The sequence below is a fragment of the Kitasatospora sp. NPDC093806 genome, from assembly GCF_040683335.1.
Lineage (GTDB): Bacteria > Actinomycetota > Actinomycetes > Streptomycetales > Streptomycetaceae > Kitasatospora.
The window spans coordinates 45,387-71,792 of sequence record NZ_JBFBDO010000027.1 but is presented as its reverse complement, the minus strand read 5'-3'; the positions used below and the strand labels follow the sequence as shown (position 1 = coordinate 71,792).

Below are 26,406 nucleotides of genomic sequence, written 5' to 3'. Positions count from 1 at the left end.
CCGCCCGGAGTGCGGTCGGAAGGGCGCGCCCGGACGGGCGGATCAGCCGGTGGATCGGCGGGCGGATCAAGAAAATTCGGCGAAATATCCGCCGCGAGGGCCCCGAACCTGCTACAGTCGGAGTCAGTTGCAGTTGTGGTTCCCATGAACTTTGTGTGCGCCTGCTGATTGTTGCAGGCGCATTTTTGTTTTCCGGCTCCTTTTCCGGAGGGTTCTCATCGCGGCGACCTCAAGTCTGCATGGTGCAGATTTCGAAAAGTCTCTCGAAGGAGATTTCTCATGGCTACCGGTACCGTGAAGTGGTTCAACGCGGAAAAGGGCTTCGGCTTCATCGAGCAGGAGGGTGGCGGCGCTGACGTCTTCGCCCACTACTCGAACATCAACGCCAGCGGCTTCCGCGAGCTGCTTGAGGGCCAGAAGGTCGAGTTCGACGTCACCCAGGGCCAGAAGGGCCCGCAGGCGGAGAACATCCGCCCGCTGTAGTGGTCCCTGCCGGCTTCCGTCCGGCGGACACGAGGGGCCCGTACCGTGCGCGAAGCACGGTACGGGCCCCTCGGCCGTTCCGGGAACGCAGCGATCGGGTGACGCCCGACCGGCGCCCGGTGTCGCTGCGGCCCGCGCGTCCGATCGCCATCGCATCGTGTGCACAACATCCCTCCACCATGAGGAGCGCACATGCATGTTCCGAGACTCCGCCGCCCCGGGCGCCGACCACGCGTGGTGGCCGCCCTGCTGGCCGTCCTGATGGCCGGAGCCGGCGGCGGTGCCGTGGCCGGCACGGCCCAGGCCGCCGACGGTGCGGCCGACCGGGTCCTGCGACCGGGCGTACGCGGCACCGCGCTCGCCTGGGGGGCCAATCTGAACGGCCAGCTCGGCGACGGCACCACCACCTTCTACCGCACCACCCCCGACCTCGTCTGCGGCATGGCCCCCTGCACCGACCCGCTGCGGGACGCGATCGCCATCTCCGGCGGCAACAACCACACCATCGCGCTGCGCGCCGACGGCACCGTGGTCGCCTGGGGCTACAACATCACCGGCCAGCTCGGCGACGGCACCTCCCTCGACCGCACCACCCCCGTCCGGGTGTGCGCGGTCGGAGCCACCGCACCCTGCACCAGCTTCCTGAGCAACGTGGTCTCGATCGCCGCGGGCGGGGACCACAGCCTTGCGCTGCTCGCCGACGGCACGGTGGTCGGCTGGGGGTCGAACGGCGCCGGCCAGCTCGGCAACGGTGCGAGCGGCACCTTCAACACGACCCCGGTGCAGACCTGCGAGGTGTCCGGCTGCAGTGCACCGCTGACCCATGTGGTCGCCCTCGCCGCCGGCAGCGCCCACAGCCTCGCGCTGGGCACCGACGGCTACGTCCGCGCCTGGGGGTCCGACAGCGACGGCCAGCTCGGCGACGGCAACACCGGCACCATCAGCCCCACGCCCATCTTCGTCTCGGGGGTCAGCGGCGCCACCGCCATCGCCGGCGGCTTCTACCACAGCGTGGCCGTGCAGACCGGCGGCACCGTCATGACCTGGGGGAGCAACAGCCTCGGCCAGCTCGGCGACGGCACCACCACCGACCGCAGCACGCCGGTGCAGGTCTGCGCGCAGGGGGCGACCGCCCCGTGCGCGACCTTCCTGACCGGGATCGGCCAGGTCGCCGCCGGCTACGGGCACACCGTCGCCCTGCGCACCGACGGCAGCGTCCGCTCTTGGGGTTACAACGCCAGCGGGCAGCTCGGCAACGGGACGACGACCGGCACCACGACCCCGGTCCGGGTCTGCGCGGGCGGCACGACCGCACCGTGCGGCACCTTCCAGGACGGCATCACCGCGCTCGCCGCGGCCGGTGGGCAGACCCTGGCGCTGCGCTTCGACGGCGGGGTCCGGGCCTGGGGCTCCAACAGCTTCGGCCTGCTGGGCGACGGCACCACCGTCGACCGGACGACGCCGGTCCGGGTCTGCGCCATCGGGCAGACCGCGCCGTGCAGCCGCCCGCTGTCGGGAGCCATCGCGGTCACCACCTCCTCCAACAACTCGGCGGCGCTGGTCCGTTCCTGACCGGTCGTGAATCCTGGCGGCCGGGCCGGCCCCCGCACCGGGGGCCGGCCCGGCCGTCGTCGTTCGCCCCGGCCGACCGCGCGGTGGCCCGGTCGGCCGGCCCGGATTGTCAAGCCCGCAGCGCGCCCGCCCGTTCGGCAGTAGCCTCGGTAGCCCCGGTCTCGGCAACGACGGCCGGGGAACGGCGAATTGGAGGCGACGGTGGCCGAAGGGGAGCCCGCGGCCGGGGGCGGGACGGACGGCGGGGGCGGGACCGGCGACGGGGGCATCGGGGGCCAGGACGCCCGTCCGCTGCACGAACGCGAGACCGAGATCCGCTCGGCCGGGCAGGCGATCGAGGCCCTCACCCGGCCCGCCGGTGCCGGCCTCGGACAGCTGCTGCTCTACACCGGCGCGGCCGGGCTGGGGAAGACCGCGGTGATGACCGAGGTGCGGCGCCGGGCGAAGCGCGCGGGCTGCACCGTCCTGTTCGCCCGGGGCGGGGAGCGGCAGCGCCACGAGCCGTTCCACGTGGTGCGCCAGCTGCTCCAGCCGGTGCTGGCGGCCCTGCCCGACGCGGAGCGGGCGCGGGCCTTCGGGCCCTGGGAGGACGTGGTCGGCCCGGCGGTCGGCCTGCTGCCGCCCGGCGGGCAGCTCGACCCGCAGGGCGTCCGGGACGGCCTGGACTTCGTGCTCACCCGGCTGGTGCAGCTCCGCCCGCCGGTGGCCGTGCTCGTCGACGACCTGCACTGGGCCGACCCGGAGTCGCTCGGCTGGCTGGCGGGCTTCGCGGTGCGCGCCCGGGAGCTGCCCGCCCTGCTGGTGCTCGCCTGCCGCGACGAGTTCCCCGACGACGCCCTGGCCGTGCAGCGCGGCCTCGTCGACCGGGCCGACCGACGGCACGCCCTGCGGCCGCTCCAGCCCGCCTCGGTCGCCCACCTGGTCCGCGCGGCCCTGGGCGCGCGGGCCGAGGACGCCTTCTGCCGCCACGTCTGGGCGGTCACCGCCGGCAACCCGTACGAGACCACCGCCCTGCTGCGCGAGGTGCTCGACCAGCGGCTCGACCCGGTCGGGGAGAACAGCGGCCAGCTGCACGAGCTCGCCGCCGGAGCGCGCGGGATGACGCTCCGGCACTGGCTGGACAAGCTCGGCCCGACGACCCTGCGGTTCGCCTGGGCCGCGTCCATGCTGGACACCGACATCCGTCCGGAGCTCGCCGCCGTCATCTGCGCCCAGGGCCCGGAGGCCGCCGGCCAGTCGATCCGCGAGCTGCGCCGGCAGGGCGTGCTGACCAGCACACCGGGCGGCCGGCTGGAGTTCGTCCACCCGCTGATCGCCACCTCGCTCTACCAGTCGATGCCGCGGGCCGTCCGGACCGGGATGCACGGGGTCGCCGCCGTCGAGACCGAGAACGCCGGCCTCGGCCTGCTGACCGCGTCCCGGCACCTGCTGGAGACCCTGCCCGAGGGCGGCGACGCGATCGTCGACAAGCTGCGCCGGGCCGCCCGCGAGCACCTGGCGATCGGCGCCCCCGAGGCCGCCCAGCGCTGCCTGCGCCGCGCCCTCAGCGAACCGCCCGCCGACCGGGACCGGGCCGCGGTGCTGTACGAACTCGGCTGCTCGGCGCTGCTCACCGACCCGGCGACCACGGTCAACCAGCTGCGGCTGGCGCTCGCGGACCCGTACGGGCTGGGCCCCGAGCTCCGGGTGGACGCGATCTTCCGGCTCGCCCAGGCGCTCGCCCACAGCAACCGGCTCGGCGAGGCCGCCGCGATGTGCGCCGCGGAGGCCGCCCGGACCCCGCCCGGACCGGGCCGGCTGCGGCTGGAGGTCGCCCACTTCATGTTCGCCGCGTTCCAGTCCGAGGACGCGGACGGTCCGGGCCGCTCCCGGCGGCTCGCGGACTTCGACCGGATGCTCGGCACCATCGCGCTGGCCTTCACCGACGGTGCGGCCGCCTCCGGTGCACCCGCGGCCGACGCGACGCCGACCCCGAACGAGGCCGTGTTCGCCCGCGACGGCCTGACCCACGCGGTGGCCGTGCTGCGCTGCTGGGACCTCACCCTGCGCGGCGAGGACCGGGCGGAGGCGATCGCCCTCGCCGAGTCCGCACTGCCCGGCGGCCGGCTGCCGCACAGCCTCGGCTGGACCAACACCACCTGGGGCTTCGAACTGCCCGGCATCCTCGGCATCAGCTACCTCTACGCCGACCGGGTCGACCGGGCCGAGGAACTCTTCACCGAGGCCGTCCGCGCGTACGAGGTCGCCGGCTGGAGCGGCGGCCACCTCGGCTTCGCCTACCTGCTGACCGGCATGCTCCGGTTCCGCTGCGGCGCCCTGGCGGAGGCGGAGGACTACCTGCGCCGGGCGCTGCGCCTCGCCGAGCGGATCGGCCCCGGCATACCGCTGCACTGGGACGCGGTCGGGGCGCTGGCCGAGACCCTGGCCGCGCGCGGCCGGCTCGCCGAGGCCCTGGAGCTCACCCGGAAGCACTCCTTCGGCCCGCCGTACCCGACGGTGATGGTGCTGCCCGACGCCCCCACGCTGTACGGCCGCCTGCTGCTGGCCCGGGGCGACGCGACCGGCGCGGCGGCGACGCTGACCGCCGCCGGCGCGGCGCTGGACGCGCGCGGCTGGCGCAACACGGTGTGGGCGCCGTGGCTGGGCCACCTGGCCCGCGCGGTCGCCCCCGACCAGCCGGACCGGGCCCGCGAGCTCGCCGGGGAGGCCGTCCGCCGGGCCCGGGAGTCCGGGACGGACTCGGCGGTCGGCAGCGCGCTGCGGCTCTGCGCGGCGGTGCACGACCGGCCGCGCGCGGTGGAGCTGCTCGCGGACGCCGTCCGGCACCTGGAGCGGTCACCCGCCCGCTACGAGCACGCGATCGCGCTGGTCGACCTGGGGGAGGCGCTGGGCGCCGCCCCGGGCGCCCGCGCCGCGCTGGCCCGGGGGATGGAGCTGGCCGCCCGCTGCGCCGCCGACGGCCTGGCCGCCCGGGCCCGGGACCTGCTGGGTGCGGGTGCCGGGCCGGGGGCGGCTGGCTGACGGCTCTGCCGGCTCTGACGGTCCGGCACGCGCCGGGCCGTCAGAGCCGTTCGGGGACGGGGTTGCCGACGGCCTCGATGGCCCGGCGCACCGGGACCTTCAGCAGCACCGCGAAGCCGATCACGAAGAACACCAGCAGCGAGATGATCGCCGACCGGTAGCTGCCGGTGATCTGGTACGCCAGGCCGAAGACCAGCGGCCCCATCCAGCTGGTGCCGCGGTCGCTGACCTTGTACACGCTGAAGTACTCGGCCTCCCGGCCGGCCGGGATGAGGTGGGAGAACAGCGAGCGGGAGAGCGCCTGGCTGCCGCCGAGCACCAGGCCGATCATGCACGCCAGGGCGAAGAACCAGACGGGCTGGTGGGCGGGCATCAGATAGCCGAGGGCGAGCGTGAACACCCAGCCGACCAGCGAGCCGAGGACGGTCCGCTTGGCGCCGTACCGGCGGGCGATCCGGCCGAGCAGCAGGGCGCCGCCGATCGCCACGATCTGGACCATCAGCACGGCGGCGACCAGCGAGGTCTGGTCCATGCCGAGCTCCTCGCTGCCGTAGAGCGAGGCCTGCGAGACGACGGTCTGGATGCCGTCGTTGTAGCAGAGGAAGGCGCCCAGGTAGAGCAGGGTGAGCGGGTACTGGCGCATGCCGCGCAGGGTGCGGGCGAGTTCGCGCAGGCTGCCGACGGCGGGCTCGTCGGTCCTGGTCGCGGCGTGCTGCGGGGCCACGCCGGCCCGGGAGGGCAGCCGCAGCATCGGGACGATGGTGAACAGCGCCCACCACAGCCCGGCCGAGGCCAGGCAGATCCGCACGGCGGTGCCGGAGTCCAGGCCGAGCGCGTCGTGGCCCTCGAACAGCGCCAGGTTGGCGATCAGCAGCAGCCCGCCGCCCGCGTAGCCGTACGCCCAGCCCTTGGACGAGACCGCGTCGCGCTCGTCGGGGGCGGCCAGGGCCGGCAGGTAGGCGTAGGAGAGCGCGACCGAGACCGCGTACGCGAGGTTGGCGACCACCAGCAGCGCGCCGCCCAGCAGGTAGCGGTCGCCGTCGAGGAAGAACATCCCCATGGTGGCGATCGCGCCGACGTACGCGAAGCCGCACATCAGCTCCTTGTGCCGCCCGGTGCGGTCCGCGACGGTGCCGGTCAGCAGCATCGCCGCGACCGATATCAGCACGGAGAAGGAGACCGTGTACGGGAAGAACGAGCCCGCCCGGATCGAGAGGCCGAGCGGGTGCACGTCGCCGGCCGAATCGGCGGCGTTCTTGGCGACGGAGGTCAGGTACGGCCCGAGGAACACCGTCAGGACGGTGGCCGAGAAGGCCGCGTTGGCCCAGTCGTTGATGTACCAGCCGAACTGCATCCGGCGCAGGGCGCGGCCGTCGTCGGCCGCCAGGGGGTCCGGCAGCTTTTCCGCCGGGGGGTCCGGCAGGTGGGCCGTGGTGTTCATGGGGCTCCTCTTCACCGCGTGCTGGAGCCGGTGCTGCCGTCGGTCCAGCAGCCGCGCTCGCCGAGGACGTCCCGCAGGACGTCGATGCGATCGGCCATGATGCCATCCACACCGAGGTCGAGGAGAGCCCTGATCCGTGTGGCGTCGTCCACAGTCCAGACGTGAACCTGCAGGCCGAGGCGGTGGGCGGCGCGGACGAAGGCGCGGTCGACCACCCGCACGCCCCGGTGCCGCTCCGGCACCTGCGCGCACACCCCGGCGAACGGGGTCCTGCCGAAGGCCGTCTCGCGCCCGCGCCCCGGCAGCAGCGGCCCGGCCAGCGAGCGCAGCCGCAGCCGGGCCACCTCGCGCGGGCCGAGCGAGGTGGCCAGCCGGGGTCCGGCGGCGGCGCGGACGGCGGCGAGGCGGCTGTCGGAGAAGCCGCCGACGCAGACCCGGTCCCAGGCGTTCGTCCGGCGGACCGCCTCGACCAGCGGCCCGACGGCGGGCGCCGCCTTGACGTCGATGTTGAAGCGGGCGTCGGGGAAGGCGTCGAGCAGGTCGGTCAGCAGCGGCACCGGCTCGGTGCCGCCGATCCGGGCCCGCCTGACGGTGTCCCAGGGCAGGTCGGCCACCGCGCCGGTGCGGTCGGTGACCCGGTCGAGCCGGGAGTCGTGGAAGGCCACCAGCACGCCGTCGCTGGTGGCGTGCACGTCCGTCTCCAGGTAGCGGTAGCCGAGGTCGACGGCGGCCGCGAAGGCGGCGAGCGAGTTCTCCGGGTGGCCGAGGTCGCCGCCCCGGTGCGCGAAGGCGAGCGGCCCCGGCTGGTCGAGGAAGGGGTGCATGTCCTGCTCCGAGCTGTTTCCGGGGGCGTTCCGACTGACGCCCGGGCCGTGCGCGTTACAGTATTACGCAAGCTGTCAAGTGGTAACGCGGGCGCCGGGATCGGCCGCCCCGGGCGGCGGACCGCCCGCCGCCGGGACTGTGACGCAGGTCACCCGAAATGCAGAACCTGCAGGTCGCACCGGGCGTCTGGCTGGTGTGAGATCACGCAGGAAAGCACTGGACGAGCTGGACGAGGAACGCCTCCTCCGGCTGGTGGCCAAGGGCGACCGCCAGGCCTTCGACGAGCTGTACCGGCGCACCGCGCCCTGGCTGGCGGTCCGGCTGCGCCGCCGCTGCGCCGACGAGCAGATCGTCGCCGAGGTCATGCAGGAGACCTTCCTGGCGGTCTGGCGCGCGGCCGACGCGTTCGCCGGGAGCGCGGTCGGCGGGACGGCCGTCGGCTGGCTCTGGACCATCGCGGCACGCCGCCTGGTCGACGCCTTCCGGCGCCGCGCCCACCACGCCGAACCGCCCGTCGCCGCCGCCGAACGGGCGCCGGCGCCCGCCGCCGAGGACGAGGCGCTCGCCGGGACCGTCGACGGCGACGTCGGCGACGCCCTCCGGCGACTGGCACCCGAACTGCGCGCGGTGCTGCAGGCCACGGTGCTCGACGGCCTCTCCGTCCGGGAGACCGCCGTCCTGCTCAGACTGCCCGAAGGCACGGTCAAGACCCGTGCCCGCCGGGCCCGGATCGCGATGCGGGAGGCACTGGCATGAGCGCCGGCACCAACGCGGAACACGCGTCGACACGGCTGATCGACGCCTACGCCCGGGGTGAGGAGGCGATCCCCGCCGACGCCCTCTGGGCCCTGGAAGCCCACCTGGAGACCTGCGCGCCGTGCCGCGGCCGCCTGGCCGGCGCGGTGGCCACCGAGGCACCCGGCCTCGCCGCCCTCGTCGACACCGTCCGCACCGGCCTGGAACCGCGGCTGGACGCCGCCGTCCGGGCCCCCGCGCGCCGGTACCGCCCGGGCCGGGCGCCGGCCTGGCTGACGCCGGCCATGGGCCCGTGGCTCGCCATGACCGCCGCCGTCACGCTGATCGCGCTGCTGCTCGACGCGGCCGGGCCGACCGCGGTCCTCGGCGGCACCTCACCGGTGCTGCTGCTCGCGCCGGTGCTGCCGCTCGGCGGAGTCGCCGCCGCGTGGTCGCGCGGCCTCGACCCGGCGCACGAACTGACCGCCTCGACCGCCCGGTCCGGCCTGCCGCTGCTCCTGCGGCGGACCACGGCCGTCCTCGCCGTGGTGCTGCCCGGGCTCCTGCTGGCGGGCCGGCTGACCGGCTCCGTGACGGCCGCCGAGTGGCTGCTGCCGTCGCTGGCCTTCACCTCCACCACCCTGGCCCTGGGCAGCGTCATCGGCGTGACCCGCGCCGCCGCCGCCCTGGTGGCCACCTGGGCCGCGGTCGTCGCGGCACCCGCCTGGGTCACCCACCGCCTCCCCGTCGTCCTGGAACCGGACCGACTGCCCCTGTGGGGCCTGCTGTTCGCCCTCGGCGCCGCCGCGGTCTTCCTGCGCCGGAACGCCTACTCGACGCTCTGACACCCCCGTCGACCCCCGGAAAGGGGCCATTCGTGAAAGCCATGAAAACCGTGAAAACCGTCAAGACCTTCAAAGCCGGGGCATCCGTGGCATCGGTGCTGAACGCGGCCGACCTCGCGCCGAGGACCCACGGCTGGGAGATCCGGGCCACCGGCCTGAGCGTCCGGGCCGGCCGCAAGCTGGCCGTCGAAGGGCTCGACCTCTCCCTGGGCACCGGCACCCACGGCCTGCTGGGCCCCAACGGCGCCGGGAAGACCACCCTGATCCGGGCCCTCGCCACCGTGCTGCGCCCCGCCGCCGGTGAACTGGAGCTGCTCGGCAGCCCGGTCGGCGGGATCGGCGACCACCGGGCCGTGCGCCGCCGGATCGGCTACCTGCCGCAGGAGTTCGGCTACTACAAGCGCTTCACCGTGCGCGAGTTCGTCGAGTACATGGCCTGGCTGAAGGAGGTCCCGAAGGCCGAGATCCCCGCCGCCGTCCAACGGGCCGTCGAACGGGTCGGCCTCGCGGACCGCGCCGACCAGCGGATGAAGACCCTGTCCGGCGGCATGGTGCGCCGGGCCGGCATCGCCCAGGCCATCGTCAACGACCCCGCCGTGCTGCTGCTGGACGAGCCGACGGTCGGCCTCGACCCGGCGCAGCGGCTGCGCTTGCGCGAACTGCTCCAGGAACTGGGCCGCGACGCCTGCGTGGTCGTCTCCACCCACCTGGTCGAGGACGTCGCCGCCGCCTGCTCCGACGTGGTGCTCTTCGCCGACGGCCGGCTCGTCTTCCAGGGCACCCCCGAGCAGCTGGCCGCGGCGGGCGGCCCCGAGCACCCGGGCGACAGCCCGCTGGAACGCGGCTACTCCGCCCTGCTCCGCGACTCCGGCCCGCACGGAACCGGCCGGCACGGGGGTGCCTGGTGAACGGGCGCGTGCTGCGGACCGAGCTGAAGCGCTCCGTCGCCCCGTGGGCCGGTGCCGTCGTCCTGGGCGGCAGCCTGGCGATCTTCTTCCTGATCGACGGGATGTGGTGGCGGGACACCGCGGGGTGGGCCGCCCAGTGGACCTCGATGGCTCTGTGGACCAGGTACCTGCTGGCCTTCTGGTGGCCGCTCGCGGTGGGCCTGGGCGCGGTCTACGGGCTGCGCGACTCCCGCTCCCGGATGGCCGAACTGCTGGCCACCACGCCCCGGCCCGCCTGGCGCCGCGCGGCGCTGCCAGCCGGCGCGCTGGCGCTCACCCTGGCGGCGGGCTTCGGCCTCCTCGTCCTCGTCGGCGCGGTCCAGGTGATGCTCGGGGACACCGCCTACGGGGCCACCGACTACCGGACCCTCGGCTGGCTGCCGATCTCGCTGGTCGCGGCGCTGGCCCTGGTCGCGGGCGCGGTGTTCGGCATGGGCGTCGCGCGGTCCCTGCCCTCCGTGCTCACCCCGCCCGCCCTGGTGGTGCTCACCCTCGCCACCACCGCCACCCTGCTGCGGCAGGGCAGCGACGGCGAGGTGCCGTCGGGCCCCGCGCCGAACCGGCTCACCCAGCTGTCGCCGGCGACCGCCGAACCGCGGGAGATGCTGCTGACGCTCGCCGGGTCCGTCCACCTCGGCCAGGCGTTCTGGCTGCTCGGCCTGCTCGCCACCGGCTTCGCGCTGCTGGCGGCCGCCACCCGCCGGGCCCGGCTGCTCGCGCTGGCCCCGGTCCTGGCCGGCGCCGCCCTGGCCCTGCTGATCCTGCCGGTCCACCCCCGCGACACCTACGTCGTCGACAAGACGGCCGCCGCCATGGTCTGCGACGGCCCGGTGTGCGTGACCCGGGCGCACCGCTCGCACCTGCCCGAACTCGCGGCGCGCGGCGTGGAGGCGCTGCGCCTGCTGCGCGAGGTCCTGGGCGACCGGGCGCCGAGCACGGTGCGGGAGGACACCCGGCCGCGCGCGCTCGGCGGGCAGCGCGACATCACCGCCGACGTGGTGCTGGTCGACTTCGACGAGGAGCTGTTCGCCTCCGCCAAGGGCAAGGACCTGACCCGCGCGCTGGTCGCCCAGGGCCTGGCCCCGAACTGCCACGGACACAGCGCCCGCGAGGGCGGCGGCCGGGAGGACGTCGCCCTGCAGAGCGTCGCCGCGAGCTGGGCCTTCGGCGACCCCCGGCTCGAACCGCTGGAGGACCGGGGCGCCGACCAGTGGGCACGCCGGACCTGGGAGCAGGCCGACACCGCCTGGCAGCGGCTGACCGCGCTGCCGCCCGCCGAACAGCGCGCCCGGATCGGCGAGTTGCACGCCGCGGCCATCTCCTGCGAGGGGTACGGGCGGCTGCCGGCACTGGCGGGGGAGGCGTCCCGGTGAGGGGGCTGCTGCTGTACGCGCGGTCCCGGCAGGTGCCCGCCTCCGCCGCCGTGGTCGCCCTCGTCGCCCTGGCCCTGTGGGCCCTCAACCGGGACCCCGGCGAGCGCCCGACGGGCCTCGGCCTCGCGGTCCTGGTGCTCACCGCGAACGTGGCGGCCGCCGCCATCGGACTCGGCGGCCAGGACACCGCCCTGGAGCGCACGGCCGCGATCCGCTGGGCACCCCGCCGGGCGGCCCACGTCCTGCTGATCGGCGCGGCCGCCGGGGCCGCCCTGCTGGCGGTCCAGGCGGCGGGACCGGAGTTCGCGCCCACCGCGGTCGTCCTCCGCGACAGCGCCGGCCTGGTCGGCCTGGCCGCGCTCGGAGCGGCGCTGTGCGGGGCCGCCTACGGCTGGGCCCTGTCGACCGGCTGGCTCGCCTTCAACCTGCTCGTCCCGACCCCGGCCGGGACCGTGGGACAGGTGACCAACTGGATGATCGCCCCCTCCGGCACGACGGCCGCCACCACCACGGCCCTCGTCCTCCTGGTCACCGGCACCGCCCTGTACGCCGCGGCCGGCCCGCGCCGCTGACCGGGACGGCCCGGCCGGGACGGGAACGGGGCACCCGCTTCATGCGGCCGGGACACCCCGCCCGGGAGAGTGGACGGCGCAAGACGTTCCCCATGGAGAAGGACGACGACGTCATGCTCCACTACGCCCTCCACAAGCTCCGCGAGGCCGACCTGCTCCGCGAGGCGAACCGCGAACGCACCGCCCGCACCGCCACACCACCCCCCACCCCTCCTCGCCCCCTCACCCGCCTCCGCCGCCGCCTCACCCACCCCTGACCCCACCCGGGCCGCGGCACGCCCTCCTGGGCCTTCCGCGGCCCGATGGCCCTTCCGTGCACTCGATTGTGACGATGTGTCAAGAGGGTTCCTGGTAGGCCAAGGTGGGTTGGGGGCGGGGAGTGAGGCAGCCGTCTCACCTCGGGATTGATTGTGACGATGCGTCAGATGCCGCCGAGGTAGGCCGGAGTGGGCCAGGCGGTGTCGTCTACGGCGAGCCAGGGGGCGGTGGCGACGGCGGTGGGGGTGAGGCCGGTGAAGGTGAGGGCGTCGCGGTGGAGGTGGGACTGGTCGGCGTAGCCGGTTTCGGCGGCGACCAGGGTGGCGGGGTGGCCGGCGGCGAGGCGGTGGGCGGCGTGGTCGAAGCGGATGAGGCGGGCCGCGCGTTTGGGGGTGAGGCCGATCTGGGCGCGGAAGCGGGACCAGAGGCGTTTGCGGCTCCAACCGACCTCGGTCGCCAGTTGCTCGACCCGGATGCCGCCCCGGTGTGCCAGCATCCGCCGCCAGGCGAAGGCGACTTCGGGGTCGGTCGCGGGGCCGGCGTCGTGCCGTCGGGCGAGCACGGCCTCGGCGATCGTGAACCGGTCCTCCCATGAGGCGGCGGCGCGCAGCTGCTCCTGGGTGTGCGGGGCGTCGCGGCCCCACAGGTCGTCGAGGGGGATCACCGTCCCGCCCGACTCCGCGCAGCCGCGCAGGACGGCGTGCGCGATCAGCGGGGACAGCCGGATCTGCAGGCAGTCGATGTTCCGGCCGCGCCCCCGGACGCCGCCGGCCGCGAGTCCGATGGCGACGCTGTCGTCGAGCCGCCGACCGTCGGCGTCGTGGGCGGCGAGCGGTCCGTCGCCCAGGTTGACGGCCACGGTGACCGCCGGGTACGGGACCACGCCGAGGTCGACGGGGTCGGTGGTGCGGGCGCGGAAGCCGGCCATGCTGACGCCGGGCAGCCGGCCGGGGCGGGCGGGGGTGGCGATGTCCCACAGGGCTGCGGCGGCTCGGCTGGAATCGGCGGTGGGATCGGCGGGCGGCATGTCGGTCAGGGTACGGGACATTCGTCCAAGCCACCGTGGCGGCGGGGGACCGAAACTGACGGTCCGGCACCGGTCGTGGTGCCGGAAACAACGCCTCGCAGTCGAAGGGAACGCTCATGACCCGCTCGCCGCTCGACCCGCTCGACCCGTTCACGCCCGCCGTCGAACTCGCCGCGGCCATCCGCCGGAAGGAGGTGAGCCCGGTCGAGGTGGCCGAGGGCTTCCTCCGGCGGATGGACGACCTCGACCCCCGGCTGAACGCCTTCTGCCACCGGGACGACGACGCCGTCCGCAAGGCCGCCGCCGAGGCCGCCGACGCGGTGGCGCGGGCCCGGTCGGCCGACGACCTCCCGCCGTTCCACGGCGTCCCGCTGCCGGTCAAGGACCTCCTCGACGTCGAAGGCTGGCCGACCACCTACGGTTCCGCGGGCGCCCGGCGGACGCCGGCCGAGGCCTCCGACCCGGTGGTGCGGCGGTTCGTGGACGCCGGGTTCGTCCTGCTCGGCAAGACCACCACCTCCGAGTTCGGCGCCCTGCCCTTCACCGAGAGCGAGGCCCTGGGCATCTCGCGCAGCCCCTGGGACCCGGACCGCACGCCCGGCGGCTCGTCGAGCGGCGCGGGCGCCGCCGTCGCTGCCGGGATGGCGCCGATCGCCCACGCCGAGGACGGCGGCGGATCGATCCGGATCCCCGCGTCCTGCAACGGCCTGGTCGGGCTCAAGGCGACCCGCGGCCTGATCCCCAGCGCGACCGTCCTGGTGGAGGGCTTCGCCACCAGCGGGGCGGTCACCCGCACGGTGGCGGACAGCGCGGCCGCCCTGGACGTGCTCGCCCGCCACGACCCGGCCGCCTGGTGGTCGCCGCCGGCCACGCGTGGCTCCTACGCCGCCGCGCTGACGGCGGAGCCGCCGACCGGGTTGCGGATCGGCGTGCTCACCGACTCGCCGATCGCCGGGATCGCCGTCGACCCGGCCTGCGCGGCCGCCGTCGAGAGCACGCTCCGGACGCTGGAGTCCGCCGGGCACCACATCGTCGACACCCGGCTGCCGCTGCCCCCGACCGAGGAGCTGATCGGGGCGTTCGGCACGATCTGGAACATCGCCGCCGCCGGGGTCGAACTCGCGGACCCGGACCGGATCGAGCCGCACAACCGGGTCCAGCGCGACGCGGCCCACGCGATCGACTCCTGGGCGTACGCGGAAGGGGTGCTGCGGACCCAGCGGCTGTCGCGGCGCATCGTGGAGGGCTTCGTGGCCGGCTTCGACCTCCTCGTCACGCCGACGATGGCGTGCCTGCCGCCGCGCGTCGGCGCCTGGCGGGCGGGCACCGACACGGATCCCCTGCAGGCCCTGCGCAACAGCTACCCGATGGCGGTCTTCACCTCGCTGTTCAACGTGACCGGGCAGCCCGCGATCTCCGTCCCCGTCCACCACGACGCCGCCACCGGCCTGCCCGTCGGCGTCCAGCTGGTGGCCGCACCGTGGCGGGAGGACCTGCTGCTCCGGGTCGCCCGCACGCTCGAACTCGCGCACCCGTGGGCCGGCCGCCGCCCGCCGGTCAGCTGAGACCGGGAGCGCGGTGGCCGGTCAGCTGAGGACCGGCTGCCGGGCGGCGCGGTGGAGCAGGCGGCCGACGAGCGCCGAGAGCGGGACGGCGACGGCGGGCACGGTCCACCAGGGGAGGTCCAGCCAGAAGGCGGGCAGGGCCGTGACGGCGCAGGCGAGCAGTACGGTGAGGGCCATCGGCTTGCCGAACGAGCGCCAGGTCGGGCTCGTGCCGCCGGGCCGTCCGGTCGGCTGCGCCGCCCCGAGGTAGAGGGCCCCGAGGTAGAGGGCCAGGGCCGCCAGCAGGCCGGCGAGGGTGCCGACGCCCGCCGTGATCTGGGCCTCGTCGCGGGGTTCGTCGACGGAGCTCTGCCGGACGCCGTCCCTTTCGAGCCGCATGACGGCGCCCCGCCAGACCAGGCCGGTCACCGGCTCGCCCGGGGTGAGCTTGTCGAGCAGGGGCCCGGCGTCGCCGAACCGCAGGGTGCCGTTCCAGAACGGCGAGCCCTGGAGGCGGGCCTGGTAGCCGTCCTGCTTGCCGCCGGTGAGGACGGTCTTCTCGACGGTGAAGGGGACCGTCCGCAGGCAGTCCTCCACGGTCTGCTCCGCCGTCGCGGTGGGGCAGGCCGTGGCGGCGGTGTAGTCCCGGCGCCGCTCGATGTCGCCGGGCAGCAGCACCGCGAGGAGGAGGTAGCAGAGCGCCGTGAGGAGTACGGCCGCCGTGATCCACAGTGCGCCGGTCAACGGCTTCCGGACCGGCGACGAGAGAGTCGAGAGAGTGGTGGTCATCGGTCCCCCCGGATCGACGAATGAAGAGTAGGGGACGGCTGTCCCCCACCCGCCGACCAGACTTCCCGGCACACCGGGAAGGACTCTATACGACCTTTGCGCTTTCCTGACAGGCTTCTGATGTCCGGGAGTTGATCGTCGGATGGTGGAGGTGGGGGTGGGGGGAGGGGTCAGACCGGGGCCTTGGCCTGCCAGTAGCCGAACTGTCGCAGCGGGTCGCCGTCGAGCGACCACGGCCAGGGCGTGACGGTGTCGCCGATCAGCTCGGCCAGGCCGGCGCCCTCGCGTGCGCGGCCGGCCTGGACCAGGGCGTAGGCCAGCAGGTTGAGGTCGGCCGCGGCGGCCGCGTACCCCAGGTGGCCGGGGCGGGGCCAGTCCGCGAGCGCGGCGTCCAGCGCCCTGGTGGCCCGGTGGTTGCCCCACTGGCGGCGGGCGAGCAGGGCCTCGACGCCGCCCCGGGCGAGGGTGCGGGCATGCTCGTCGACCAGGGCGGTCAGTTCCACGCCGGCGGCCGGCGCGTTCGACGGCACCCCGGACCGGACCGCGTCCACGAACTCCAGCTGGCCGCTGCGCGAGCCGCACTCCTCGGGCGACAGGTAGCGGAGCAGCTGGAGGTGGGCCTCCCGGTTCCACGGGTCGCGCTTGGTCAGCTCGTTCCAGACGGCGAACACGTTGCGCGAGTCGGCGCGGACCAGGCGCAGGATGCCGAGCAGCACGACCCAGGGGGTGGGGTCCGCGGGGAGGAGGTCGGCGGCGCGGTGGCAGAGGTCGGCGGCGCTGCGGGCGTCCTCCAGCCGTCCGTCGTGCCGCCCGCGGAACAGTTCGACCCAGGCCTCGAAGACCATCGCCTCGCCGCTCTGCGGACGGCGCGCCCGCCAGGAACGGGCCAGCCCCGTGGGCGCGGCCGCCTCGGCCAGGACGGCGAGGCGGTGGGTGCGGCGGTCCCAGTCCGCGCCGGTCTCCTGGAGCAGCCGGTCGACCTGGTCGATCTGGATGCTGCCCTGGCCGGGGATCCCGGGGGAGTTCAGCTGCCGGCGGACCCGGCCGAGTTTGACGTCGTCGAGTTCCGGCAGCAGTCGCGGACCGGAAGCGCGAAGCTTTCGAAATATCGACACGCGCGGCAGCCTAGGTCCCAGGTCGGGTTTCGGACAGACCTTGACCGGAATTTGTTGTTCCGGGTTGGTCTCGCCCGGGCACCCGTGCTTCGCGGGTGTCCGGGCGAGGTCGGTACCGGGTACCGGCTTACCGGGTGGTGGGTACCGGGTGGGGCCGGAGGGGCCGGATGGTCAGCGGTGGCCGCCGGAGGCGTGCTCCTGGAGCAGGGCGACGACCTGGCTGACGTCGTTCGCCACGTCGAAGTAGCCCGCGATGTCGGCGGCGGTGGCGCCGTTGACCCCGACGAAGAAGGTGTGGAGGCAGCCGTCGTCGGTTTCCAGGTAGCCGGCGATGGCCTGGGAGCCGACCGCCACGCGCTGGTTGAGCTCGTCGAAGCCGATCACGGTGCCGGTCTTGCCGAACACCTTGCCCTTGGCGGGGCAGTCGGTGGTGCAGGACAGGGCGAGGGTGCCGTCCACGCCCAGGATCGGGAGCGAGCGGCGGAAGGCGTCCGCGTCGGGGGTGCGCAGCCAGTACGCGAGCACCTGGTTGAGGCCGGTGGGGGTGGCCCGGTCGACGCCGACGCCGCCGCGGCCGTCGGCGAGTTCGAACTGGGTCGGGTCCACGCCCGCGACGTCGGTCAGGAACTGCCGGATGACCGGGAAGCCGTCGAAGCAGTCCGGACTGCCCAGGCTGACGGCCATGTTGCAGAGCGCGAGGTTGGCGCCGAGGTTGTGGCTGACCTTGAGGATCAGCTTCGCGTACTCCCGGTAGGGCGGGGAGACGAAGGCCGCCACCGGGGCATCGTCGTACGAGGCGGGCAGCGCGCCGACCGGGTTGGGTCCGGTCGGGGCGGCGGTGACGGTGACCCCGGCCCGGGCGAGGGCCTCGATCAGGGCGGTGCGGCCGAAGGCGTTCGGGTCGTGGACGGGGGAGACCTTGAGGGCGGGCTGGGAGTCGGCGGCGATGGTGCCGGTGAGGGTGATCTCGGTGCCGTCGGGGGAGGCGGTGACCTGGATGTCGGTCGGACCGCCGGCGGCGACGGTCTGCACGGTGCTGGTGACGTGGTACGGCGCCACCTGGGGGCGCCAGGTCAGCTGGGCGGTCTGGCCGACGGCGGTCGGGGTGCTCAGCAGGTCGATGAGGTTGTCGTTGATGATGAGCGGGACCGGGGTGGGTTCCAGCGCCGGGGGCGTGAACAGCCGGGGGTCGACGACGACGTCGCCGTTGACCTCGGTGATCCCGGCGTCGCGCACCTGATGCGCGATCAGGTCGATCCCGGCGAGCGGGTCCTCCGGGGTGAGGGTGGCGCCCGGGAGGTCGTTGGCGTAGGTGTGGTCGATGGTGGTGAAGGAGACCGACCCGTCCGGCGCGGTGCGGCCGCCCATCGTGAGGTCGCCCTGCGCGACGAGCGCCAGGTCGCCGTCCAGCGTCGACCCGTTGCGCCGGCCGACCGCGTGGACGGGGGTGGTGAACCGGTAGTCGGGTCCGAGGGTGTGCCAGGACGATGAGATGGTGAGCAGCTTGGCGGTCGAACCCGGGATGAAGAACTGGTCCGGGTACTGCGAGTGGACGACCTGCCCGCTCGCCGGGTCCACCTCCAGCACGCCCCACTGCGCGTGCTCGTAGGCGGGCTTGTGCAGGATGGCGGCGATCTCGGGCCCGAGGTCGCCGTCCAGGTGGTGCCGGTCGGCCGCCGGGGCCGCCGCGGCCGTGCCGGCCACGATCAGGACCGCCGCGCCGGCCGCGGTCCACGCCGCCCGCAGCCGGTCGCGCGTCTTCGGGCCCATCGGTCTCATCGGTCTCATTCGCCCGCCGTTCTGGAGTCGGGAGCCGGGAGTCGGTGGAGCCCGGCGCTCACGGCCGCATCGTAGGAAGGCGGACTCCGGTGAGCCGGTCACCGCGAACGAATACCGGTGTGATCGGTGTGAAAGTCATCCGGTCGGGCGACATGCTCGGGCCGATCATCGGATCGGCCCGAGCATGTCGGATGGGAGGGCGACTCAGCGGCAGAGCGCCGTGTCCACCACGTCCTCCACGTGCCCGGTCACCGCCCCGTCCGCCGGGACGGCGGTGATGGCGACGGTGGCGGCCCGGCCGGCCTCGGTGACCCCGCCCCGGGTCTCGAAGCCCGCGATGTCGCCGCCGTGGCCCCAGTAGACGCCGCCGCAGGACAGCGGCCGGCTCATCAGACCCAGTCCGTAGCCGGCGCCGGTGGTCCCGATCGGGACGGTGGTGCGCATCTGGGCGAGCTGAGCGGGCTGGAGGAGGTCGCCGGCCAGGAGCGCGCCGAAGAAGCGGTTGAGCTCGGTGGTCGTGGAGATCATCTGACCGGCCGCCCAGCCCGCGGACGGGTCCAGCTCGGTGATGTCGCTCCACGGCGAGCCCGGCGCGTCCTGCCGGTAGCCGTGCGGGTGGGCCTCCCGGATGGTCCGGTCGCCGGGGGCGGGGAAGTAGGTGTGGCGCAGCCCGAGGGCGCGGACGATCCGCCGGTCGATCTCCTCGGCGAGCGGCCGGCCGGTGACCTGCTGGACGATCAGACCGGCCAGCACGTAGTTGGTGTTGCTGTACGCCCAGCTCGTCCCGGGGGCGAAGTCGGCCTTGTGCCGGAAGGCGAGGTCCAGCAGGTCGTGCGGGTCGAAGTAGCGGTTCCGGATGATGTCGTCGGTGACCCCGGCCTCGTAGTCGGGCAGGCCGCTGGTGTGCTGGAGGAGCTGGCGGACGGTGACGAGGCTGCCGTCGATCCCCTCCCCGCGGACCAGGCCCGGCAGGTGCTTCTCGACCTTGTCCTCCAGGCCGATCCGCCCCTCGCCGACCAGCTGCAGCACGACCACCGCGGTGAAGGTCTTGGTGTTGCTACCGATTCGTACCTGGCCGTCGGCCGGGACCTTCGAACGGGTGGCCAGGTCGCCGACTCCGGCGGTGTAGGTGCGGGTCCGGCCGTCGTGCTCCGTGACGGCGGCCAGTGCGGCGGGCATCCGGTCGGCCTGCACCAGGGCGTTCAGCCCCGACCGGACGGCGTCCGGCCGGGCGGTGGCGGTGGCGGCGGCGGGGGAGGCCAGGACCCCCGCCGTCATCGCGCCCGCCGTCAGGACGGCGACGGCCGTCGCGGCCGACAGGGCGCTCCGCCGCAGTCGCGGGGCACGGAACCGCTGCCAGGTCTGCTCACGCATGGGTCAACTCCTCGGAATCATTGGGAGATCACCGGGGACCGGGGGAGTGTGCGGCGGTGCGCCGTACTCGTTCCCCCGGTGGTGATCGGCCGTCAGTATGGGCAGCCGGTCCACCGGTGGACCTCCCCCGACCGGGGGAGCGCTTTCCCCCACTTCTCCGTGATGCGCGCACGGGCCGTGCAGGCGAGGATCGTGTCCGGGGGCGGGTCAGCCGGCCGAGCCCGGTACCACCAGGCCGGACTCGTACGCGATCACCACCGCGTGCGTCCGGTTCTGCGCGCCGAGCTTGGTCAGCACGTTCCCGACGTGCGTCTTCACCGTCTCCAGGCTCACGATCAGCGTCTGCGCGATCTCCGGGTTGGACGAGCCGGTGGCCATCAGCCGCAGCACCTCCTCCTCCCGCCCGGTCAGCGCCGCCTGCGGCAGGGCCTCGGCGGAGGCCAGCGGGCGGGCCGCGACCATCCGGCGCAGGGCGGCCGGGAAGAGGATCGCCTCGCCCGCGGCCACCACCCGCACCGCCTCCGCGATCTGCGGGACCGGGAGCCGTTTGAGGACGAAGCCGGCGGCCCCGGCGCTCAGCGCGGCGGTGACGTGGCCGTCGTTCTCGAAGGTGGTGATCACCACGACCTTCGGCGGGTCGGCCGACCCGGCGAGCAGCAGCCGGGTGGCCTCGATCCCGTTGCGGCGCGGCATCCGCACGTCCATCAGGACCACGTCCGGCCGCAGCCGCCGGGCCTGTTCGACCGCCTCGACGCCGTCGGCGGCCTCCCCGATCACCGTGATCCCGGGCTGCGCCGCGAGCAGGATGCGCAGTCCGCTGCGGGTCACCGCGTCGTCGTCGGCGATGAGGAGGGTGACGGGGGCATCGGCCGGGGGCGGGACGGCCTCGCCCGCCCCGCCCCCGGCTGCCGTGGGGCGGTCCGCCCCTGGCCCGGTCATGCGGCCAGCCGCGCGGGCAGCCGGACGGCCAGCCGCCAGCGCCGCGGACCGTCGGGACCGGCCTCGAACTCGCCGTGCAGCAGCCGCACGCGCTCGGCGAGCCCGGGCAGGCCGTGTCCGGAGGTCGGGAACGCGCCGGCCCGCGTGGCCCCCGCATCCGTCCCGTTGACCACGTCGAGTTCCAGCCCGTCCGCCGCCGCCGTCACCCGGAGCTCGATCGGGCCGCCCGCCCCGTGCCGCAGCGCGTTGGTCAGCCCCTCCTGCAGGATCCGGTAGGCCGCCCGGGAGAGCGTCCCCTGCACCTGCGTCAGATCGCCCGACAGCTCCGGTTCGACCACCGCGCCCGCGTGCCGCAGGCGGTCCAGCAGCTCCGGCAGGTCGGCCAGGGAGCGTGTCGGAGCCGTCCCCGCCTCCTCCTCGCGCAGCACCCCCAGCACGTAGTCGAGGTCCTCCAGCGCGCTCCGGGCCGACTCCTCGATGCTGCGCATGGCGGCCCGCGCCGCCGCCGGGTCGGCGGCGAGCACCTCGCCCGCCACCGCCGCCTGGATGGTGGCCGCCGTCAGGGTGTGTCCGATCGAGTCGTGCAACTCCTGGGCCAGCCGGTTGCGTTCGGCCAGGAGCAGCTCCCGCTCGGCCGCCAGCGCGAGCCGCTCGGCGGGCGACGGCCCCAGCAGCCGGGGCGCCAGCCATCGCAGCGCGCCGGTCACCAGCGCGCACCCGGCCGCCGCCAGCAGGAGGCAGCCGAACGCCGCCACCCACCCCCAGCCGCCCGTCGGCTCCCAGGAGGATCCGGCCAGGCTCAGCCGCAGCTCGCCGCGGAGCCAGTTCCCCGGCAGGGCGATGCCGATGAGCACCAGCAGACCGCTCACCAGCGCCCCGCACCACCCGAGGGCGACGTGCAGCAGCAGCCACAGCGGCGTCCGCCACCGGTCGGCGCCGGGGCGCTTGCCGGAGACGGGGTCCGGCAAGGGCACCTTCAGCAGTCGGCGGGCGGAAGCGACCAGCACCCGCCGCGTCCCGGGCACCACCCCGACCGCACCGATCAGCGCCGCCCAGGCCAGCAGCGACACCGCCGCCTGCACCCCGTACGGGGCGTCCCGCCACAGCATCGCCGGCAGCAGCGCGAACGGAACCAGTGGCAGGCTCGCCAGCGCACCGCCGTAGGCGAACAGCGCACCCGAATACGTGGAGCCGCGCAGCAGCGGCCGGATTCCTCTGAACATGATCATCAGTATGACCGCGCAGTTCAGCGAGGACCTCCCTCGATCGGGGGAGCCGCCGGGGGGTCGATGAGGCCGCGCAGTCACCGTTCGGGTGGCGGCTCGCCGGGTGTGCCCAGCCCGTCGACCGCGTCGGGGGCGACCACCGCGCCGGTGGACCGTCGGCCGCGCCGCAGCCGGGCCTCCAGCCAGGTGGCGAAGGAGGTGAGGGTGAAGTTCACCAGGACGAAGATCACCGCGACGACGGTGAAGCAGGCGATGGTGTTGGCGCCGTAGTTCGCGCTCATCGGGCGGACCGAGGCCAGCAGCTCGGAGAAGCCGAGCAGCGCGCCGCCGAGCGCGGTGTCCTTGACGATCACCACCAGCTGGCTGACGATCGCTGGCAGCATCGCGGTGACCGCCTGCGGCAGCAGCACGAACCGCATCACCTGGCCCTTGCGCAGGCCGAGCGCCATCGCCGCGTCGCTCTGGCCCTGCGGGAGGGCGAGGATCCCGGCCCGGACGATCTCCGCGAGCACCGAGGCGTTGTACAGGACCAGCCCGGTGACGACCGCGTACAGCGGACGGCTGTCCGGGCCGACGTCGCTGTACTCCGCGTACGCGGCGTTCGCGAACAGCATCAGGATCAGCACCGGGATGGCGCGGAAGAACTCCACGACGGTGCCGGCCGACGCCCGGGCCCACCGGTGGTCGGAGAGCCGCGCGATGCCGAACAGTGCGCCGAGCGGCAGCGCGATGACCATGGCGAGCGCGGCGGCGACGAGCGTGTTCCGCAGCCCGGGGAGCAGGTACGTCTCCCAGGCGCCGGCGTCGGTGAAGAACGGCCGCCACTTGGCCCAGGCGAGCTGGTTCTTGTCGGCGAGGCTCCGCACCACCCACCAGAGCACCGCCGCGAGGGCGACCAGGAACAGCGCCGTGAACAGCAGGTTCTGCCGCCTGGCCCGCGGCCCCGGCACGTCGTACAGGACGGACGGCGGGCTCACCGCCGCACCGCGACCTTCCGGCTCACCCAGCCGAGGAACAGCCCGGTCGGCAGGGTGAGGCAGACGAAGCCGAACGCGAAGACGGCGGAGATGAGCAGCAGCTGGGCCTCGTTCTCGATCATCTCCCGCATCAGCGCCGCGGCCTCGGCGACCCCGATGGCGGCGGCCACGGTGGTGTTCTTGGTCAGCGCGATCAGCACGTTCGCCAGCGGTCCCACCACCGACCGGAAGGCCTGCGGCAGCACGATGAGCGTGAGCACCTGGGAGAACCGCAGGCCGACGGCCCGCGCCGCCTCCGTCTGGCCGACCGGCACGGTGTTGATGCCGGACCGCAGCGCCTCGCAGACGAAGGCGGCGGTGTAGACGATCAGGCCGAGCACGGCGAGCCGGAAGTCGATCGCCTTGAAGGTGTCGGCGCCGAGGGTCACCCCGAGCGTCTGGAACAGTCCCAGCGAGGTGAATACGATGATCACGGTGAGCGGGATGTTCCGGACCACGTTGACGTAGGCGGTGCCGAAGCCGCGCATCAGCGGCACCGGGCCGACCCGCATGGCGGCCAGCACCGTGCCCCAGACCAGCGCGCCGAGCGCGGAGTAGAGGGTGAGCTGGACGGTCACCCAGAAGGCGCCCAGCAGGTCGTACCCCTTGAGGAAGTCGAACACGGCGACGGCTCTCCGGCTCCTTGGGCTGTCCGGCCGGCTCAGCTGACGATGACGCCGATCTGCGGGGCGGGCTCGGCGTGGTACCCGGCCGGGCCGAAGTTCTTCTGGACCGCCGCCTCCCAGGAGCCGTCCTGGACCATCTTCTGCAGCGCGGTGTTGATCTTCGCCTTGAGCTCGCTGCCCTTCTGGACGCCGATGCCGTAGTTCTCGTTGCTCATCTTGAAGCCGCCGAGCTTGAACTTCCCCTTGAACTGGGACTGCGCGGCGTAGCCGGCGAGGATCGAGTCGTCGGTGGTGAGGGCGTCGATGACCTTGTTCTCCAGGCCGGTCAGGCACTCCGAGTAGCCGCCGTACTCCTGGAGCTGGGCGTTGGGCGCGATCCTGGTCTTGACGTTCTGCGCCGAGGTGGAGCCGGTGACCGAGCAGAGCTTCTTGTCGTTGAGGTCCGCGGGCTGCTTGATCGAGTCGTCGTCCGCGCGGATCAGCACGTCCTGGTGCGCCAGCAGGTAGGGGCCGGCGAAGTCGACCTTCTCGGAGCGCGCGGGGGTGATCGAGTACGAGGCGGCGATGAAGTCGACGTCGCCGCGCTGGAGCAGGGTCTCGCGGTCGGCGCTCTTGGCCTCCTTCCAGACGATCTCGCCGGGCTTGTGGCCGAGCTGCTGGGCGACGTAGGTGGCCACGTCGACGTCGAAGCCGGTGTAGGTGCCGTCCGGCGTCTTCAGGCCGATGCCCGGCTGGTCGAACTTGATGCCGACGGTGATCTTCCCGCCGCCACCGCCGCCACCCGTGCCCGCGCCGGTGCCCGCACCCGTGCCCGCGCCGCCCCCGGGGCTGCTGCTCGCGCCGGCGCCCTTGTCGCCGCCGTCGGAACCGCAGCCGGCCGCGGCCAGGGTCAGTACGAGCGCACCGGCGGTCGTGGCCGCGACCTTGCGAAGCTTCATGTGATCGTCCCTCGGGGAGTCGTGGTCTCGTGGTCTCGTGGTCGGGAGGCAGTACTCACGGGGCAGTGCTCTCAGGGCAGTGCTCACGGGGCAGTGCTCACGGGGCAGTGCTCTCCTCCACGATCCGGTCATTCGCCGGGAACACCACGCGATCCGCGGCCGAACGGGCGAGCCTCCGGGTGACGGTCCCGTTCCTGCCGGCCGTCCGCGTCCCCCCGGTCCCGTCCGCGCAGCCAGCCGAAGAGCAGCACGCACGGCAGCACCAGGCCGCCGACGCCGAACGCGAGGAACGCCGCGAGGCCGCCGATGTGCCCGACCAGCCAGGGGAAGTTCTGTCCGAAGAAGCCGACCACGAAGGACAGCGGCAGGAACACCGTCGCGATGATCGTCAGCCGCTCCATGGTGGCGCTCTGCCGCAGGTTGATCCGGTTCTGCTCGACCGAGATCACCGCGATGTTCGCCTCCAGGACGGTGGCCAGCAGGTCGCGCTGGGCGGCGACCTCCTCGTTGACCAGCAGGAGGTGGTCGTGCACGTCGCGGAAGTACGGCAGCAGCTCGGCCGGGGTCCGGACGGCCGGTGCGCGGCCGGACGGCAGGCGGCGGGTGAGGACGGCGAGCAGCGGGTGGACGGCGCGGTAGAAGTCGGTGGCCTCGCGGCGCAGGGAGTAGATCCGTTCGGTCGGGGCGACCGCGCCGGAGAACACCGTGGCCTCGATCTGCTCGATGTCGCGGTCGAGTTCGGCGACGACGGGCGCGTAGCTGTCGACCACCTGGTCGAGGATCGCCCAGAGGGTCGAGGCGCTGCCGGACCGGAGCAGTTCGGGGTGGCGCTCCAGCCGGCTGCGGGCGCCGGTCAGCTCGCTGGCGATGCCCTGGCGGACGGTGATCACGAAGTGCTCGGCGAGGAACACGCTGATCTCGCCGGTGTCGATCTCCTCGCGTTCGTCGTCGTAGCGCGCGGTGCGCAGGATGATCAGTTCGGTGCCGTCCTCGTACTGCTCGGCCTTGGGCCGCAGGTGGAAGGCCCGGGCGTCCTCGACGGCGAGTTCGTGCAGGCCGAAGCTCGCGCGGACCCGGGCCAGCTCCTCGGGGCCGGGTTCGAACAGGCCCAGCCAGACGAACCCGCCCTGCGCGCACCGCGCGGCCGCCTCCTCCGGGTCCATCGGCCCCTCGTGCTGCCGGCGTCCGTCCCGGTAGTGCGCGCAGTCGACGATCATGGCGGCTGCCCGGGTCAGATCCGGTGGGCGGACCAGTGCGGGTCGCGGCCGGTGAGGGCCAGCAGCCGCTCCTCGGCGTCGGCGTCCGGCGGCGGGGTGAACGGCGGGTCGAAGCGGCCGGAGCCGGCCAGGTCGCGGTAGCCGCGGAACTCCGAGAGCGCGTACAGCGCCGCCTGCCGCGGCATCCGGCCGCCGTCGCCCAGCGCCCGCGCGAGGTCCCAACCGTGCACGACGGTCTCGGCGGTCAGCTCGCGGGCGTACCCGCCGGCGTCCCGCACCCCGTACGACAGGTGCACCAGGAGGTCGGGGCTGCCTGGTTCGTTGAGCGCGCGCAGTGCGCTGCGCACGGCCATCGCCCAGACGCCGAGCGGGTTGCGGCCCAGGACGTCGCCCTCGAAGCGGTGGCCGATCTGTTCCGGGGTGTAGCCGGCGACCGCCTGGCAGACCCACAGGTGCTGGGCCGCGAGGTGGTTCACCAGCGCGCGCACGTCCCAGTCGCGACACGGGGTGGGCGCCGTCCACCGGTCCTCGTCGACGGTGCGCAGCAGCCGGGTCACCTCGGCACCGGCGGCGGCGTAACGCGCGCGGACCTCAGCGTGGAATCCGGGTGGGTGGGGACATTCCATCGCCGGGCCTCCGTCTCTGCCCTGCTCACTCCCAGTAAACCGCTACGGGGCGTGACCCGCCAGGGGAGGGCGGAACGCGGTCCCGGTGGGGCGCACGGGGGTGCGACGGGCTCGCCGT

At 74.4% G+C, this 26,406-nt stretch carries 24 protein-coding genes; 10 read left to right on the top strand and 14 right to left on the bottom strand.

Features of this window, described 5'->3' with window-relative positions; all coding sequences use genetic code 11:
• Positions 1-279: 279 nt before the first annotated feature.
• The 3 genes from AB0N76_RS16380 (at position 280) to AB0N76_RS16370 (ending at position 5,076) form a co-directional block, all read left to right on the top strand.
• Positions 280-483, top strand: coding sequence for a cold-shock protein (locus tag AB0N76_RS16380; protein WP_363557548.1), 204 nt, complete (start codon positions 280-282; stop codon positions 481-483).
• Positions 484-675: 192 nt separating this feature from the next.
• Positions 676-2,055, top strand: coding sequence for a hypothetical protein (locus tag AB0N76_RS16375; RefSeq protein WP_363557546.1), 1,380 nt, complete (start codon positions 676-678; stop codon positions 2,053-2,055).
• A 267-nt stretch (positions 2,056-2,322) separates the two neighbouring features.
• Positions 2,323-5,076, top strand: coding sequence for an AAA family ATPase (locus tag AB0N76_RS16370; protein WP_363557562.1), 2,754 nt, complete (start codon positions 2,323-2,325; stop codon positions 5,074-5,076).
• Between the two features lie 40 nt (positions 5,077-5,116).
• Here AB0N76_RS16370 and AB0N76_RS16365 read toward each other — a convergent pair whose 3' ends face one another.
• Positions 5,117-6,517 (bottom strand): MFS transporter, encoded by a 1,401-nt coding sequence (locus AB0N76_RS16365; protein WP_363557544.1) that lies wholly within the window; start codon positions 6,515-6,517, stop codon positions 5,117-5,119.
• Positions 6,518-6,528: 11 nt separating this feature from the next.
• Positions 6,529-7,341, bottom strand: coding sequence for a glycerophosphodiester phosphodiesterase (locus tag AB0N76_RS16360; protein WP_363557542.1), 813 nt, complete (start codon positions 7,339-7,341; stop codon positions 6,529-6,531).
• 196 nt (positions 7,342-7,537) lie between these two features.
• On the opposite strand from AB0N76_RS16360, the gene AB0N76_RS16355 reads away from it, so the two are divergent.
• From AB0N76_RS16355 to AB0N76_RS16330, 6 genes are all read left to right on the top strand, one after another.
• Complete coding sequence (locus tag AB0N76_RS16355) at positions 7,538-8,098, top strand: RNA polymerase sigma factor (RefSeq protein WP_363557540.1); 561 nt, start codon at positions 7,538-7,540, stop codon at positions 8,096-8,098.
• A complete protein-coding gene (locus tag AB0N76_RS16350; RefSeq protein ID WP_363557538.1) occupies positions 8,095-8,922 on the top strand; it encodes a zf-HC2 domain-containing protein in 828 nt (275 codons plus the stop codon). The genes AB0N76_RS16355 and AB0N76_RS16350 overlap by 4 nt, the downstream gene beginning before the upstream one ends.
• A gap of 86 nt (positions 8,923-9,008) precedes the next feature.
• Positions 9,009-9,830 (top strand): ATP-binding cassette domain-containing protein, encoded by an 822-nt coding sequence (locus AB0N76_RS16345; RefSeq protein WP_363557536.1) that lies wholly within the window; start codon positions 9,009-9,011, stop codon positions 9,828-9,830.
• Positions 9,827-11,242 (top strand): hypothetical protein, encoded by a 1,416-nt coding sequence (locus tag AB0N76_RS16340; RefSeq protein ID WP_363557534.1) that lies wholly within the window; start codon positions 9,827-9,829, stop codon positions 11,240-11,242. The genes AB0N76_RS16345 and AB0N76_RS16340 overlap by 4 nt, the downstream gene beginning before the upstream one ends.
• On the top strand, positions 11,239-11,814 hold the full coding sequence (locus AB0N76_RS16335; RefSeq protein WP_363557532.1) for a hypothetical protein: 576 nt from the start codon (positions 11,239-11,241) through the stop codon (positions 11,812-11,814). The genes AB0N76_RS16340 and AB0N76_RS16335 overlap by 4 nt, the downstream gene beginning before the upstream one ends.
• Before the next feature lie 92 nt (positions 11,815-11,906).
• Positions 11,907-12,071: a hypothetical protein gene (locus AB0N76_RS16330; protein WP_363557530.1), complete on the top strand. Its 165-nt coding sequence runs from the start codon at positions 11,907-11,909 to the stop codon at positions 12,069-12,071.
• A gap of 164 nt (positions 12,072-12,235) precedes the next feature.
• Here AB0N76_RS16330 and AB0N76_RS16325 read toward each other — a convergent pair whose 3' ends face one another.
• Entirely contained in the window at positions 12,236-13,120 is an 885-nt protein-coding gene (locus AB0N76_RS16325; protein WP_363557528.1) for a helix-turn-helix domain-containing protein, read from the bottom strand.
• Positions 13,121-13,215: 95 nt separating this feature from the next.
• On the opposite strand from AB0N76_RS16325, the gene AB0N76_RS16320 reads away from it, so the two are divergent.
• Positions 13,216-14,664 carry an amidase gene (locus AB0N76_RS16320; RefSeq protein WP_363557526.1) on the top strand — a complete coding sequence of 483 codons (1,449 nt, stop codon included), beginning with the start codon at positions 13,216-13,218 and terminating at the stop codon, positions 14,662-14,664.
• 21 nt (positions 14,665-14,685) lie between these two features.
• On the opposite strand, the gene AB0N76_RS16315 is transcribed toward AB0N76_RS16320, so the two are convergent.
• From AB0N76_RS16315 to AB0N76_RS16265, 11 genes are all read right to left on the bottom strand, one after another.
• Positions 14,686-15,387 (bottom strand): hypothetical protein, encoded by a 702-nt coding sequence (locus AB0N76_RS16315; protein WP_363557524.1) that lies wholly within the window; start codon positions 15,385-15,387, stop codon positions 14,686-14,688.
• Positions 15,388-15,602: 215 nt separating this feature from the next.
• The gene (locus AB0N76_RS16310; RefSeq protein WP_363557522.1) at positions 15,603-16,547 is read right to left on the bottom strand and encodes a hypothetical protein; all 945 of its coding nucleotides are present in this window, start codon (positions 16,545-16,547) and stop codon (positions 15,603-15,605) included.
• Between the two features lie 171 nt (positions 16,548-16,718).
• A complete protein-coding gene (gene dacB, locus AB0N76_RS16305; protein WP_363557520.1) occupies positions 16,719-18,317 on the bottom strand; it encodes a D-alanyl-D-alanine carboxypeptidase/D-alanyl-D-alanine-endopeptidase in 1,599 nt (532 codons plus the stop codon).
• A 213-nt stretch (positions 18,318-18,530) separates the two neighbouring features.
• Entirely contained in the window at positions 18,531-19,700 is a 1,170-nt protein-coding gene (locus tag AB0N76_RS16300) for a serine hydrolase domain-containing protein (protein WP_363557518.1), read from the bottom strand.
• Positions 19,701-19,907: 207 nt separating this feature from the next.
• Entirely contained in the window at positions 19,908-20,639 is a 732-nt protein-coding gene (locus AB0N76_RS16295; RefSeq protein WP_363557516.1) for a response regulator transcription factor, read from the bottom strand.
• On the bottom strand, positions 20,636-21,862 hold the full coding sequence (locus tag AB0N76_RS16290) for a histidine kinase (protein ID WP_363557514.1): 1,227 nt from the start codon (positions 21,860-21,862) through the stop codon (positions 20,636-20,638). The genes AB0N76_RS16295 and AB0N76_RS16290 overlap by 4 nt, the downstream gene beginning before the upstream one ends.
• Before the next feature lie 80 nt (positions 21,863-21,942).
• The gene (locus tag AB0N76_RS16285; RefSeq protein WP_363557512.1) at positions 21,943-22,842 is read right to left on the bottom strand and encodes an amino acid ABC transporter permease; all 900 of its coding nucleotides are present in this window, start codon (positions 22,840-22,842) and stop codon (positions 21,943-21,945) included.
• Complete coding sequence (locus tag AB0N76_RS16280; RefSeq protein ID WP_363557510.1) at positions 22,839-23,504, bottom strand: amino acid ABC transporter permease; 666 nt, start codon at positions 23,502-23,504, stop codon at positions 22,839-22,841. The genes AB0N76_RS16285 and AB0N76_RS16280 overlap by 4 nt, the downstream gene beginning before the upstream one ends.
• A 38-nt stretch (positions 23,505-23,542) precedes the next feature.
• Positions 23,543-24,445 carry a glutamate ABC transporter substrate-binding protein gene (locus tag AB0N76_RS16275; protein WP_363557508.1) on the bottom strand — a complete coding sequence of 301 codons (903 nt, stop codon included), beginning with the start codon at positions 24,443-24,445 and terminating at the stop codon, positions 23,543-23,545.
• Positions 24,446-24,573: 128 nt separating this feature from the next.
• Positions 24,574-25,662: a magnesium and cobalt transport protein CorA gene (locus AB0N76_RS16270; RefSeq protein WP_363557506.1), complete on the bottom strand. Its 1,089-nt coding sequence runs from the start codon at positions 25,660-25,662 to the stop codon at positions 24,574-24,576.
• 14 nt (positions 25,663-25,676) lie between these two features.
• Positions 25,677-26,288 carry a TIGR03086 family metal-binding protein gene (locus tag AB0N76_RS16265; RefSeq protein WP_363557504.1) on the bottom strand — a complete coding sequence of 204 codons (612 nt, stop codon included), beginning with the start codon at positions 26,286-26,288 and terminating at the stop codon, positions 25,677-25,679.
• Between the last annotated feature and the right edge of the window lie 118 nt (positions 26,289-26,406).

What these genes read in the sequence shown, in the direction of transcription:
- dacB (WP_363557520.1), bottom strand. Translation starts at nt 18,317, where the DNA reads ATGGGCCCGAAGACGCGCGACCGGCTGCGGGCGGCGTGGACCGCGGCC.
- AB0N76_RS16365 (WP_363557544.1), bottom strand. Translation starts at nt 6,517, where the DNA reads ATGAACACCACGGCCCACCTGCCGGACCCCCCGGCGGAAAAGCTGCCG.
- AB0N76_RS16295 (WP_363557516.1), bottom strand. Translation starts at nt 20,639, where the DNA reads ATGACCGGGCCAGGGGCGGACCGCCCCACGGCAGCCGGGGGCGGGGCG.
- AB0N76_RS16300 (WP_363557518.1), bottom strand. Translation starts at nt 19,700, where the DNA reads ATGCGTGAGCAGACCTGGCAGCGGTTCCGTGCCCCGCGACTGCGGCGG.
- AB0N76_RS16330 (WP_363557530.1), top strand. Translation starts at nt 11,907, where the DNA reads ATGGAGAAGGACGACGACGTCATGCTCCACTACGCCCTCCACAAGCTC.
- AB0N76_RS16380 (WP_363557548.1), top strand. Translation starts at nt 280, where the DNA reads ATGGCTACCGGTACCGTGAAGTGGTTCAACGCGGAAAAGGGCTTCGGC.
- AB0N76_RS16270 (WP_363557506.1), bottom strand. Translation starts at nt 25,662, where the DNA reads ATGATCGTCGACTGCGCGCACTACCGGGACGGACGCCGGCAGCACGAG.
- AB0N76_RS16375 (WP_363557546.1), top strand. Translation starts at nt 676, where the DNA reads ATGCATGTTCCGAGACTCCGCCGCCCCGGGCGCCGACCACGCGTGGTG.
- AB0N76_RS16275 (WP_363557508.1), bottom strand. Translation starts at nt 24,445, where the DNA reads ATGAAGCTTCGCAAGGTCGCGGCCACGACCGCCGGTGCGCTCGTACTG.
- AB0N76_RS16290 (WP_363557514.1), bottom strand. Translation starts at nt 21,862, where the DNA reads ATGTTCAGAGGAATCCGGCCGCTGCTGCGCGGCTCCACGTATTCGGGT.
- AB0N76_RS16320 (WP_363557526.1), top strand. Translation starts at nt 13,216, where the DNA reads ATGACCCGCTCGCCGCTCGACCCGCTCGACCCGTTCACGCCCGCCGTC.
- AB0N76_RS16350 (WP_363557538.1), top strand. Translation starts at nt 8,095, where the DNA reads ATGAGCGCCGGCACCAACGCGGAACACGCGTCGACACGGCTGATCGAC.
- AB0N76_RS16265 (WP_363557504.1), bottom strand. Translation starts at nt 26,288, where the DNA reads ATGGAATGTCCCCACCCACCCGGATTCCACGCTGAGGTCCGCGCGCGT.
- AB0N76_RS16325 (WP_363557528.1), bottom strand. Translation starts at nt 13,120, where the DNA reads ATGTCCCGTACCCTGACCGACATGCCGCCCGCCGATCCCACCGCCGAT.
- AB0N76_RS16360 (WP_363557542.1), bottom strand. Translation starts at nt 7,341, where the DNA reads ATGCACCCCTTCCTCGACCAGCCGGGGCCGCTCGCCTTCGCGCACCGG.